Source organism: Pseudomonas sp. (assembly GCF_036387035.1).
In the GTDB taxonomy this organism is placed as follows: domain Bacteria; phylum Pseudomonadota; class Gammaproteobacteria; order Pseudomonadales; family Pseudomonadaceae; genus Aquipseudomonas.
Genome location: NZ_DASVUM010000085.1, coordinates 1 through 12,532, shown reverse-complemented (window position 1 = coordinate 12,532; position 12,532 = coordinate 1). Strand labels below are relative to the sequence as shown.

At 59.6% G+C, this 12,532-nt stretch carries 10 protein-coding genes and 1 pseudogene; 6 read left to right on the top strand and 5 right to left on the bottom strand.

All coding sequences use genetic code 11. From position 1 onward, the window contains the following. Nucleotides 1-144: 144 nt before the first annotated feature. Both hexR and VF672_RS07660 read right to left on the bottom strand, forming a co-directional pair. On the bottom strand, nucleotides 145-1,011 hold the full coding sequence (gene hexR / locus VF672_RS07665) for a transcriptional regulator HexR (protein ID WP_065988147.1): 867 nt from the start codon (nucleotides 1,009-1,011) through the stop codon (nucleotides 145-147). 117 nt (nucleotides 1,012-1,128) lie between these two features. Further along, nucleotides 1,129-3,195 (bottom strand): putative bifunctional diguanylate cyclase/phosphodiesterase, encoded by a 2,067-nt coding sequence (locus tag VF672_RS07660; protein WP_331103266.1) that lies wholly within the window; start codon nucleotides 3,193-3,195, stop codon nucleotides 1,129-1,131. 172 nt (nucleotides 3,196-3,367) lie between these two features. Between VF672_RS07660 and uvrD the strand changes: the two genes are divergently transcribed. From uvrD to VF672_RS07645, 3 genes are all read left to right on the top strand, one after another. Then, nucleotides 3,368-5,551: a DNA helicase II gene (gene uvrD / locus VF672_RS07655; RefSeq protein ID WP_331103264.1), complete on the top strand. Its 2,184-nt coding sequence runs from the start codon at nucleotides 3,368-3,370 to the stop codon at nucleotides 5,549-5,551. A gap of 206 nt (nucleotides 5,552-5,757) precedes the next feature. Next, nucleotides 5,758-6,612 carry a Tim44 domain-containing protein gene (locus VF672_RS07650; RefSeq protein WP_331103262.1) on the top strand — a complete coding sequence of 285 codons (855 nt, stop codon included), beginning with the start codon at nucleotides 5,758-5,760 and terminating at the stop codon, nucleotides 6,610-6,612. 127 nt (nucleotides 6,613-6,739) lie between these two features. Beyond that, nucleotides 6,740-7,147, top strand: a complete 408-nt coding sequence (locus VF672_RS07645; RefSeq protein WP_065988140.1) for an SMI1/KNR4 family protein — start codon at nucleotides 6,740-6,742, stop codon at nucleotides 7,145-7,147. A gap of 55 nt (nucleotides 7,148-7,202) precedes the next feature. On the opposite strand, the gene VF672_RS07640 is transcribed toward VF672_RS07645, so the two are convergent. After that, nucleotides 7,203-8,957, bottom strand: coding sequence for a cation:proton antiporter (locus VF672_RS07640; protein ID WP_331103269.1), 1,755 nt, complete (start codon nucleotides 8,955-8,957; stop codon nucleotides 7,203-7,205). A gap of 309 nt (nucleotides 8,958-9,266) precedes the next feature. On the opposite strand from VF672_RS07640, the gene VF672_RS07635 reads away from it, so the two are divergent. Beyond that, nucleotides 9,267-9,752 (top strand): acyl-CoA thioesterase, encoded by a 486-nt coding sequence (locus VF672_RS07635; RefSeq protein ID WP_122534219.1) that lies wholly within the window; start codon nucleotides 9,267-9,269, stop codon nucleotides 9,750-9,752. A gap of 18 nt (nucleotides 9,753-9,770) precedes the next feature. Here VF672_RS07635 and pdxY read toward each other — a convergent pair whose 3' ends face one another. Beyond that, nucleotides 9,771-10,637 carry a pyridoxal kinase PdxY gene (pdxY, locus tag VF672_RS07630; RefSeq protein WP_331103255.1) on the bottom strand — a complete coding sequence of 289 codons (867 nt, stop codon included), beginning with the start codon at nucleotides 10,635-10,637 and terminating at the stop codon, nucleotides 9,771-9,773. Between the two features lie 134 nt (nucleotides 10,638-10,771). Here pdxY and VF672_RS07625 point away from each other — a divergent pair, with 134 nt between their 5' ends. After that, nucleotides 10,772-11,164: a DUF3301 domain-containing protein gene (locus VF672_RS07625; RefSeq protein WP_331103253.1), complete on the top strand. Its 393-nt coding sequence runs from the start codon at nucleotides 10,772-10,774 to the stop codon at nucleotides 11,162-11,164. A 20-nt stretch (nucleotides 11,165-11,184) separates the two neighbouring features. Here VF672_RS07625 and VF672_RS07620 read toward each other — a convergent pair. Beyond that, nucleotides 11,185-12,147 (bottom strand): annotated as a pseudogene (locus VF672_RS07620) (CobW family GTP-binding protein). Between the two features lie 50 nt (nucleotides 12,148-12,197). Here VF672_RS07620 and VF672_RS07615 point away from each other — a divergent pair. Continuing rightward, nucleotides 12,198-12,532: NADH:ubiquinone oxidoreductase (locus VF672_RS07615; protein WP_331103251.1), on the top strand; the 335-nt coding region annotated here is incomplete at its 3' end.

Sequence of the window (12,532 nt, the reverse complement as noted above, 5' to 3'; positions counted from 1 at the left end):
CTGTGCTGCTGCGAGTCATCGTAGTGCCGAGGCATATCCTGTCTCCCATTCGTGTGCGGGAGTACAGAGTGCCGGGAAGCGGTGACGATCAGGCGTCGGAAGCGTTACAGGTTGGTGAAGGTTTCAGCACTGCGCAGCGAGTGCTCAATCCTCGGAGGATTTGATCGACTTCGGCGACAACCGCAGACTGCGCAGGCTGCGCTTCACGCTCTTCAAGTGATTGACCAGGCTTGGACCGCGCGCCATCGCGACGCCCATCGCCAAGACATCGATCACCACGAGGTGCGCGATGCGTGAGGTCAGCGGCGTGTAGATTTCAGTGTCTTCGTGCACGTCGATGGCAAGATTGACCGTGGACAGCTCGGCCAGCGGCGTCTGACTCGGGCACAGAGTGATGAGGTTGGCGCCACTTTCGCGCACCAGATTGGCCGTGATCAGCAGGTCCTTCGAACGACCCGACTGGGAGATGCACACCGCAACATCGGTGGGCTTGAGCGTCACGGCTGACATCGCCTGCATGTGCGGATCCGAGTAGGACGCCGCCGTCAGCAGCAATCGGAAGAATTTATGTTGAGCGTCAGCCGCGACCGCGCCTGACGCGCCGAAACCATAGAACTCGACACGATGCGCTGCAGCCATGACCGTCACCGCTGCCTGCAAGGCGTGAGGATCGAGTTTTTCGCGAACTTCTATCAGCGTATGCAGCGTGGTGTCGAAAATCTTCAGGCTGTAATCGGCGACCGAATCGTCTTCGTGAATGGCGAACTGCCCGAAGCTCGCACCGGCGGCCAGGCTTTGCGCCAGCTTGAGTTTCAGGTCCTGAAAACCGGTGCAGCCGATGGCACGGCAGAAACGCACGATGGTCGGCTCACTGATACCCACCGCATGCGCCAGATCGGCCATGGAGCTGTGCATCACGGCCGCCGGATCGAGCAGCACGTGATCGGCTACTTTCAACTCCGACTTGCGCAAGAGATGGCGTGACTGGGCGATGTGCTGCAACAGATTCAAAGGGCAGGACTCAAGTGAAGGATGGGCCGGGCTGTAGCTTTCTTGTAGTTATACTACATGACCTGCAAACCGCACAGTTAAACGATCTTCCCGAGGTCGACCGATCATTGCTGAGGCTCAGGTCGCTTTGCAGTGTAGGGCTTTTCGCACAGGACTCCAGGCTTCGGCCAACCGACTGCGCAGGATGCCGCCCAAGACATCGGCCTCCACGGGCCGGCTGATCAAATAGCCTTGGACTTCGTCGCACCCTTGAGCCCTGAGAAACTCCAGCTGCTGGCAGTCTTCCACACCCTCGGCGACCACTTTGAGATCAAGACTATGGGCCATCGCAATGATTGCCCTGGTGATCGCTGCGTCTTCCGCCCCCTCATTCAGCCCGCGAATGAAAGCCTGGTCGATCTTCACGCAGTGCACAGGAAATCGTTTCAAGTAGCTCAACGAGGAATAACCGGTGCCGAAGTCGTCGATGGCCAACCTTACGCCGAGGGCGCGCAACTGCTGGAACGTCGTGATGACGTGCTCGACGCTCTCAAGCAACTGACTCTCGGTGAGTTCCAGTTCCAGGTATTCAGGCTTGAGCCCGGTCTCTTCGAGCACTTGACGCACAAGGCTGACCAACTTGCCCTGGCGCATCTGATGCACGGACAGATTGACCGATACCCTGATCGGGGCGAGGCCTTCTCGCTGCCATTCGCAGGCCTGATGACACGCTTTGCGCAGCACGAATTCACCGATGTTGGCGATCAGGCCGGTTTCCTCCGCCAGACCGATGAATTCGCCAGGCGAGATCACACCGCGCTCGGGATGACGCCAACGCACCAGTGCCTCCGCTGAGTTCAACCGCCCACTTTCCAGCTCCAGCTTTGGCTGATAGAAGACATCCAGTTGCCCTTCTGCGATGGCGCGGCGCAGCTGAACTTCAAGCTGTAAACGACCGGGTGTCCGCGCCTCAAGGCTTTCGGTGTAGAACTGGAAATTATCGCCGCCTAGATGCTTGGCGTGCTGCATGGCCATATTCGCCTGGCTGACCAATGCGGCAGTGTCCCGGGCAGAACCGGGCAGTAAGGCGATGCCGATAGAGGCGCTGACAACCAGCTCATGACCCGACACCGATATGGGCGAGCGCAGCTTTGCCAGCAGGCGTGTTGTGATCCGGGCCAGCGTGGTCAGATTGCCGTGGCTGTCGAACAACACGGCAAACTCGTCAGCCGACAAGCGCGCAACGGTATCGGCATCCGCCACTTGGGCATTCAGCCGGCGCGCAACAAGGCGCAGCAGTTGATCAGCGATGTCGTGGCCCAAGCCGTCGTTGAGCAATTTGAAGCGGTCAAGATTGATGTGCAGCAGCGCCAGCGTCCGGCCGCCATGCCGCGCGCGCTGAATAGCCTCGCGCAGCCGCTCGTTGAACAACGCTCGATTGGCGAGGCCGGTCAACTCATCGTAATGGGTCAGATATCGGGTGCGCTCTTCGTACTGACGCGTCAGCTCACGGTTGAGTTCGTCGCTTTCGGTCTGCGCCTGCTGCAGATGTTCGATGAGCGCCACGTTCTGAAATCGCCGGATCAGACCTCGCTCGATCAACCGGTTGACCTGCGCGGCGACCACGATCAGCGCCAACAGCACAATCAGGCCCAGCCAGCCCCAACCGTGCAGCTGCGCGTCGCCGACCCAGAACAGATAGAGGATGGGCGGCAGCAGACACGGCAGCGTAAACGTCAGGAACGCCGGGATGCTCACTGCATACGCCACGCTGGCCGACAGCGTCGCAGCGCCGATCAGGCCGAACACCCACGCTTGCTGAGCAAGGCTTTGCGCTGGAACCAGCACAAGTGCAGCGCTGGACAGGGTAAAGCCGCTGACGCAGGCGCCGGCCAGAAACATGCGATTCCAGAGCGGTTGTGCACGCCGCTCAAGCGATGCCGAGCTGAACGCAGCGACTTGCAGCACGCGCAGGCACACCAGCGCTGACAGCCATCCCAGCCATACGCCGACCAGCACGTAACGCTCCGGGCTCCAGAGCAGCCACGCGCAGAGCACACCGTTGATGAACATGAACAGGGTCGGCAGCAGCGATCCCTGATAAAGAAGGCGGGTGCGCTCGACGGCAAGCTGGGTCGCGAACTGCTTGCAGATGACACGTCGTGTCGCCATAACGCCTGCCGGGGCTTCGAAGCTGAAGGTCATGGCGGTTCTTATAATAGGTGGCCTTGAACGTGCGCGGAGGATACACAAGGGATCGTCGAGACCAAACAGTCATCAAATAAAATCTACAGACGGCAAAGGCCGGACAGACAACATTCGCGACCGGCCGGCGTTAGGGTTTGCCCACGCCCTCACGGCACCCTAGAATGCCCCGATGCGCGATGACCTCTCCCTTCTGCTTAACTCCCTCAACGATGCCCAACGCCAGGCCGTAGCTGCCCCCGTGGGTCGTCAGTTGGTCCTGGCCGGCGCTGGTTCCGGCAAAACCCGTGTGCTGGTGCACCGTATCGCCTGGTTGATTCAGGTGGAAAACGCCTCGCCGCACTCGATCCTGTCGGTGACGTTCACCAACAAGGCCGCTGCCGAGATGCGCCATCGCATCGAACAGTTGATGGGCATCAACCCGGCCGGCATGTGGGTCGGCACCTTCCACGGCCTGGCGCATCGCTTGCTGCGAGCACACTGGCAGGAAGCGGGCCTGAACCAGAGCTTCCAGATCCTCGACAGCGACGATCAGCAGCGACTGGTCAAGCGCGTCATGCGTGAGCTGAATCTGGATGAACAGCGTTGGCCAGCACGGCAGGCACAGTGGTTTATCAATGGCCAGAAGGACGAGGGGCTGCGTCCCAAGCACATTCAGGCTTCCGGTGATCTGTTCCTGACCACCATGAAGTCGGTGTACGAAGCCTATGAGGCGGCCTGTCAGCGTGCCGGCGTCATTGACTTCTCCGAGCTACTGCTCCGCGCCCTGGACCTGTGGCGCGACAATCCGAGCCTGCTTGCGCATTATCAGCGTCGTTTCCGGCATGTGCTGGTGGATGAATTCCAGGACACCAACGCTGTTCAATACGCCTGGTTGCGCCTGCTCGCACAAGGTGGCGACAGCCTGATGGTGGTCGGCGACGACGATCAATCCATTTATGGCTGGCGCGGCGCGAAGATTGAGAATATTCACCAGTATTCCGATGATTTCCCCGACACCGAGACGATTCGCCTGGAGCAGAACTATCGCTCCACCGCGAGCATCCTCAAGGCCGCGAACGGCCTGATCGTCAACAACAGCGGCCGTTTAGGCAAAGAGCTGTGGACTGACGTCGGTGATGGGGAGCTGATCAGCCTCTATGCCGCGTTCAACGAACACGACGAAGCGCGTTACGTGGTCGAGACCATTGAAAGCGCGATCAAGACCGGCCTTGCGCGCAGTGACATCGCCATTTTGTACCGCTCCAACGCCCAGTCCCGAGTGCTTGAAGAAGCCTTGCTGCGCGAGCGCATCCCGTACCGCATTTACGGCGGTCAGCGATTCTTCGAGCGGGCCGAGATCAAAAACGCCATGGCGTATCTGCGCCTGTTGGACGGGCGCGGTAATGATTCGGCGCTGGAACGGGTGATCAACGTTCCGCCACGCGGCATTGGCGAAAAAACCGTCGAAGCCATCCGCGAGCACGCCCGCCATGCCGACGTTTCCATGTGGGAGGCCATGCGTCTCCTGGTCGCCAACAAAGGGCTGGCCGGTCGTGCGGCGGGTGCGCTGGGCGCGTTTATCGAGCTGATCGAAAACCTCGCCGCCAAGGCCGCAGACATGCCACTGCATCTGATGACCCAAACGGTCATCGAGCAGTCCGGCCTGATCACTTACCACAAGGAAGAGAAAGGCGAGAAAGGCCAGGCCCGGGTGGAAAACCTTGAGGAACTGGTCAGCGCGGCGCGCGCCTTCGAGAACAGCGAGGAAGAAGAGGACCTGACGCCATTGGCGGCGTTCCTCGGCCATGCCTCGCTTGAAGCAGGCGATACCCAGGCCGATGAGCACGAAGACAGCATTCAGTTGATGACGCTGCACAGCGCCAAGGGTCTGGAGTTTCCGTACGTGTTCCTGGTAGGCATGGAAGAGGGCCTGTTTCCGCACAAGATGAGTCTGGAAGAGCCGGGCCGTCTGGAAGAAGAGCGTCGTCTGGCTTACGTCGGCATCACCCGCGCCATGCAGCACCTGGTGTTGACCTACGCTGAAACCCGACGGTTGTACGGAAGCGAAACCTACAACAAGGTCTCGCGCTTCGTACGGGAAGTGCCGCCCAACCTGATTCAGGAAGTGCGGCTGTCCAACAGCGTGACCCGCCCGTTCGGCGGTTCGAAAACCATGGCCCCGAGTCGTCTGTTCGATGGCGAAGCCATTCCTCAGAGCCAGTTCTCCCTGGGTCAGCACGTGCAGCATGCGGTATTTGGCGAGGGCGTGATCCTCAACTTCGAGGGTTCAGGGGCTCAGGCACGGGTCCAGGTCAATTTCTCGGAAGGCAGCAAGTGGCTGATGCTGGGCTACGCGAAGCTGGAGCCCGTTTGATCGGCAACTGACGATGCGTTGATGCAGCCCTTGCATTCCCACATCCACCCCCCATATTTCCTACAGAACTTTCTTTACCTGCCTACAACCCAAGTGGGACAGGCAGGTGAGGAATCACGCAAAAGCCGGAAACATATGGCTGCTGGTCATCCCCATTTGTCCTGTGCAACATGGCGCGCGTGCAATCCACAAACGGGAATTCCCTTATGCAACGTTTTCTGAGCATCGCTTTGGCAATGATTATCGGGCTCACCATGAGCCTCGATGTCAATGCTGCGCGTTTCGGTGGTGGCAAGAGCATGGGCTCGGCGCCAAGTCACCAGGCGCGCCAAACAGCACCTTCTGCGCCTGCCGCAGCACCCAACGCCGCCGGGCGTCCTGCGCCTGCCGCAAGCGGTGCTTCCAAGTGGCTGGGCCCATTGGCCGGCCTCGCCGCCGGTGGCCTTCTGGCTTCCATGTTCATGGGCGGGGGCTTCGAGGGCATGCAGTTCTTCGACATCCTGATCATGGCGATCATCGCGTTCGTGATCTTCCGCTTCATCGCGGCGCGTCGGCGCAAACAGCAGCCACAGATGGCTCCCGCTGGTGCTCCATATCAGCGTGAAACCTTTGAACAGCCACAACCGGCACAGAACTCGATTTTCGGCGGTTCCGCTCCAGCAGCGGCAGCCCGTCCGGTTATCGACGCGCCGGCCTGGTTCAACGAACAGCGCTTCCTTGAAGCAGCGCGTAGCCACTTCCAGTCGCTGCAACAGCACTGGGACGCGAACGAAATGGACAAGATCGCCGAGTTCGTGACCCCGCAGATGCTGCAGTTCCTGAAAAAAGAACGCGCCGATCTGGGTGAGGGTTTCCAGTCGACATTCATCGACAACCTCACCGTGCAGCTTGAAGGCCTGGACGACCGCGCCGACAAGACTATCGCTACGCTGACGTTCAACGGTGTGTCGAAGTCGTCGCGCTTCGATCAGGGCGAAGTGTTCAGCGAAAGCTGGAACATGGAACGCGCCCAGGGCGACAACCAGCCCTGGCTGGTGGCAGGTATCCGCCAAAACGGCTAATACCGCTGAGCCGCTGCAAATGAACCCCGGACTTGTTCCGGGGTTCTGTTTTTTATAGAGCCAAGTTAATTTGGCGATGCGTTTGAGCTACTGTATAAACCGCGCAAATCGTTAGAGGATCCACGTCGTGGAAGAAGTCATCGAACAACTCCGTGAAGCCAATGAGCCGGTCCCCGTCCCGCTCGAGCTGCCTGATGAAGACCAACTGGTCGAGGTTGAAGAGCAGCTGTTCATCAATATCCCCTTCGTCTTCAAGGAGTTCTTGCTGACCGTCAGCGATGTGGTCTACGGCAGCCTTGAGCCTGTGACTGTCACTGATCCGGGCTCGCACACGTATCTGCCGGAAGTGGCGGCGACGGCTTGGGACATTGGCGTACCGCGCGAGCTGATCCCGATCTGTCAGGACGGCGAAGATTACTACTGCGTTGAAGAAGACGGCACCGTGGTGCTGTGGTCTGGCGAAGAAGAACTCGTGACCGAAGAAAGCTGGGAGTCCGTCTGGCACTGGGCGCGGGACGTCTGGCTGGAAAGCTGAGACAGATAACCGCGCGTTCACATAGCCTTGAGGCGCGTGCCTCAAGGCTCAGGTCTCAGGTCTCAGGGTGGTTGCCCAGGGTTTCCAGCAACGCGATCTGCATGCGTGTGTGCACCCGAATGAACCAGCGCCACAACACGGCGGCCACGACGGCAGCCACGACGCCTATCAGCATTAGCCACTCGCGCGTCGGCAACATGCTGGACGACAGCAAGGCGATGAGCAGGAAAATCACCACCAATGACAGCAGCGGGATCACTTCGGCGATCACCCGCCGGACGCGCGCTGTGTGCCTGCCCGCCATCTCCGGCTTTACGCTCATCTCTGCCAGCAGCATCGACAGCGCCTTGAGCTTGCGATAGGCAGCGATCAGAAACGGCAGCGAAAGCAGCAAGGACGCACCCCAGATCCAGGCTTTTTGCTGCCCGACATCGCTGACCCAGTCGCTGAAATAAACGCCAATCCTCTCCGCAAAGAACGCTCCGCTAAAAAAGATAGCGATGACTAACGCCAGATTGACGCCGACCTGCAGCAGGATCTTTCGGATCATGGCGGCCAGCACCGCGCCTTGCCCCTGGGGCTGAATACTGCGCAGCCACTCTCCGTAGTGGCCAGACACCCGCGCCATGCGTGCAGGAACAATGGCGCCTAGCGTATGGGAGAGCGGATCTGCTGCGCGGATGAGATAAGGCGTCAGCAGCGTCGTGATGACCGACACCGCCACGGCGACGGGGTAGAGAAAATTGCTGGTAACTTGGAGGGTCATTCCCAGCGCTGCGATGATGAAGGAAAACTCGCCGATCTGTGACAGCCCCATTCCCACGCGCAACGAAGTCTTGCCATCGTTACCTGCGATAAAAGCGCCAAGCCCGCATGAAATCATCTTGCCAAGCACCACAGCGACGGTAATGACTGCGATCGGCCACGCGTAATCGAGCAGAATCTTCGGATCGATCATCAAGCCGATCGCGACAAAAAAGATGGCGCTGAACATGTCACGGATAGGCTCGACCAAGTGCTCGATCTTCGCCAGCTGTTTTGATTCGGCCATGATTGCGCCGATCAAAAAGGCCCCCAGAACCATGCTGTACTCAAGTTTCACCACCAGCAGGCAAAACCCGAAACACAGGCCCAGAACCGTGATCAGCAGCATCTCGTTGCTTTCGAACTTCGCGACATAGGCCAGCAATCGCGGCACGACCAGAATCCCGATAACCAGGGCGACAATCATGAACAGCGAAAGCTTGCCCACCGTGGAGAACACCTCCCCGGAGCTGACCGTGCCGCTCACGGCGATGCCCGACAACAGCGCGATGATGCCGATGCCGAGTATGTCCTCCACGATAAGCACGCCAAAGATCAACTGGGCGAAGCGCTGGTTCTTCATCTTCAGGTCGTTGAGCGCCTTGACGATGATGGTGGTGGAGGAGATCGCCAGAATGGCGCCCAGGAACAGCGAATCCATGGTGTTCCAGGCGAAGAACTGGCCGATTTCATAGCCGATCCAGATCATCAGCATGATTTCGAGAAAAGCGGCAATGAAAGCCGTTGCACCCACCTTGAACAGCTTGCGCAGGCTAAATTCCAGCCCAAGGCAAAACATAAGAAAAATCACGCCCAGTTCGGCGAGGGTCTTGATAGTGTCCTCGTCATGAATAAGGCCGAAAGGCGGGGTGTGCGGGCCGATGATAAAGCCAGCAACGATATAGCCCAGCACCACGGGCTGCTTGAGCCGATGAAACAGCACCGTAACGACACCAGCAACGAGCATGATCACGGCCAGGTCTTGAATAAAACTGATGGCATGCATGGGCGCTGCTCCTGCTGGCAGTTGGTGAAATGCGCGTATCCGTCCGAAAGAGAGACGACTGCTGTACGAAAACTCGCCAACAAAGCCCGAAAATTCTGACCGAAACGCAGGATTTACCCCATCCAAGGGCTTGGGCAGGTTAACACCGCACAAAAGCAGGAAAAGCCAGTGCAATATATGGAAACAGATGGGTGCAGGGCGTGACGGCGGAGCGGCCGTTGGCGTCCCGGTATCGATGGCTTTGTAGCCAATCTGCATTCGAGCACCTGAACAGGGTGCCTCCTGACCTTTTTAGACCGTGAGCACGCTATGGAACCCGGAAACGCCCAGCTGTCGATGACTGTATTGATGACCCCGGACATGGCCAACTTTTCCGGCAACGTGCACGGCGGGACGCTGCTGAAGTACCTCGACGAAGTGGCATACGCCTGCGCCAGCCGTTACGCGGGACGCTATGTCGTGACGCTGTCGGTCGATCAGGTGATTTTCCGTGAGCCGATTCACGTCGGCGAGCTGGTCACCTTCCTGGCGTCCGTCAACTACACCGGCAATACGTCCATGGAAGTGGGCATCAAGGTGGTGACCGAGAACATCCGCGAGCGCTCGGTTCGTCACACCAACAGCTGCTTCTTCACCATGGTGGCGGTGGACGACCAGCGCAAACCGGCCAGCGTGCCGCCATTGACGCCGGCCAACAGCGAAGACAAGCGCCGTTACGTGCAGGCACAACAACGCCGCCAGATCCGTCAGGAACTGGAGAAGCGTTATCGTGAAATAAAGGATGAGCCGGTTTAAGCCAGCACCGGGTTCGGCTTACAGCCGGACCGCTTCGAACCTGACGCGCGGATGGGCGATTCGGTCCTGCGCGCGCACCAGCTCCAGCTCGTAGCTGCCGCAGGCCTGGGTTTCCAGCAGCACTTCATGCACCGCTGACGCCGCAAACTCAAAAGCGCTGCGCAGGTCATCGCCGAGCAGAACCCTGGACAGAAACAGACCAGAGGTCAGGTCGCCTACACCGACCGGCTGCCGAGGGAATGCCAGCAGCGGTCGGCGCAAGTGCCAGATTTCGTGCTCGGTCAGCAGCAGCATTTCAAAGCTGTCAGCAGGTTTCCCCGGGTAGGCCAGGTGCTTGACGACGATCGCCTTGGGCCCTCGCGCCAGCAGCCCTCGCGCCATGGCCACGCAATCAGGCAACGATTCGGGTTTGCGGTCGCAGAAGCTGTCCAGTTCCAGCTGATTCGGGCAAAGAAAATCAGCGACCGCAGCGGCTTCGTCCAGCAGGAAATCGCTGACCTCTTGCGGCACGATGCAGCCCTTTTCTGGATGCCCCATCACCGGATCACACAGATAGAGGGCGCGCGGATTGGCGCGTTTGATCTGCGCAACTGCGCTCAGAATCGCTCGCCCCTGCGCGGCGCTTCCCAGATAACCCGACAGCACTGCGTCGCAATTGCCCAGCTCGCCAATCGCGGCAATCCCCTCGACCAAGGCCGGAATGTGCTGCGGCGCCAGGACTTCCCCCGCCCAATGTCCATACTGTGTGTGATTGGAGAACTGAACGGTATTCAACGGCCAGACATTGATGCCGATACGCTGCATAGGGAACACGGCTGCGCTGTTGCCAGCATGACCAAACACGACGTGCGACTGGATGGCGAGTAGATGGGGCGTACGTTTCATGGCAGGTTCCTGAGACCGGGAAAGCACAGTAGTGGCGATGCCGGACGAAGTGAAGCGAAATTAAACTTTCGGGCTATGGCTGTCTGTCACCCGACACAGTTAAGCTGCAAGCCTTCTGTTGGAGTTCTTTTTCCATGCTGACCCTGGGTAACATTTTTGTCCTCATGCTGCTGGCGACTGCCGGCGCCTGGCTGTGGCACGCCCATGGTCTGCGTGAACGGGCGCTCGAACGCGTCAAACAGCACTGCGCCAAACTAGACCTCGAGTTGCTCGACGGCAACGTGGCGCTGAAACGCGTCGCCTTCAGGCGCGACAATGAAGGCCGCAAGCGCCTGGCGCGGGTGTATAACTTTGAGTTCACGGTCACCGGTGAGCATCGTCATCCGGGCACGATCACCATGTTCGGCGCTCATGCCGCGCAGATAGAACTGGCGCCCTACCCGTTCGAGATCAAAGACCCGAAGCCCACCGCGGAAATCATTCAGCTGAGCCAATGGCGTCAGGAACACAACAAGTGGAAGCAGTGATCTTCTGCGGATAACTCGCTTCAGACCAGACAAGCCGTCAGCGCCCTCTGCAAGACGGCATCATCCTGAGGCTCGTCGAAGATCAACTCGAGCCGGGAATCTTTGCGCCACTCGCTGGGCGCCCAATCCAGTCTGCTCCCGTTAAGCGCGTTCCCTGAGACCCATCCCTTTTCGCCGCGGATAACCAGCTTGGCGCGCCGCCAGCCCAAGATTTGCAGCCAAAGCCGGACTTTCGCAGCGTCGAAGACGCAATCAGGGTGCCAGCGCCAGCCAATGCTCCAGCCTTCTGCCTGCTGCTGGCTCAGACAGATTGGCACCGTCGGGTCCGCCCACGATGCAGGGAGTTGCGCCAACGACCGGGGGACGGCCAGCTTTCCCGCGCCAGTCGAGGCGTACACCTCAATACCCGGCAACGAATCCAGAGGCAACGCGCCGCGATCCGTCCAGCACAGTGCGCTCGCCGGCAGCGCGTCGACAATCGCCTTTCGCGTTGCTGCGTCCAGCCCTTCAGACTTGTTCAGCACCAGCAGGCCCATCTGCGGCATGGCCTCTCGCTGCGCATCCGGCAGCACTTTGCCGTCGGCAATCGCTTGAGCGTCGAGCACCATGACACCGGGCTGAATCGCCAGAACGCCGGCCCAGGGCGCCTCGTTTAGTTGCCTGATCAACTGGACCGGATGTCACAACCCGGACGGCTCGATAAGCAAGCGATCCGGTCTGGCCATGCGCAACAACCGGCCGAGGCCAACCTGAAAAGGGGCACCATTGACGCAGCACAGGCAACCGCCAGCCACTTCGCCAAGTGCGATACCATCGTCGCCGGTCGTGAGCAGCGCGGCATCCAGGCCGATCTGGCCGAACTCATTGATCAAAACAGCCCAGCGCTCGCCCTCAGGTTTCTGTTTAAGGAGGTGGCTGATCAGGCTTGTCTTGCCGGCGCCCAACGGGCCAGCAATGACATGCGTGGGAATGTTCTGCAGTATGTCGGCCATTCTTGGGACCGCTCCTGAAATGAGCGCTGACGGAGGTAATGATGCGAGCAAGGTGGCTGCCCATGCGGCTGGTGTGGGTGCTGGCGGCACTAACGTCGTCGCAGGTCTGGGCTGAGTCGTGCGTCGTGCACAGCCAAGGCGAGCGAGTGGACGTCAAGGTCTGTCAGGAGAATCTGAACATCCCGCCAGACCTGTTCCATAACGGGTTCTGCAAACCCCAGCTCAAGGATCAGAAGACCGAGGTCACGTACTCGGAAGAGTGCCCGTCAGGGTCATTTGGCCAGTGCAGCAACGCGCAGGTCGCCAATATGCCTTATCGGCAGAACATTCACTATTACGGCGTGGCCAGTGACGCGGCGTTTCTCAAACCCTTCTG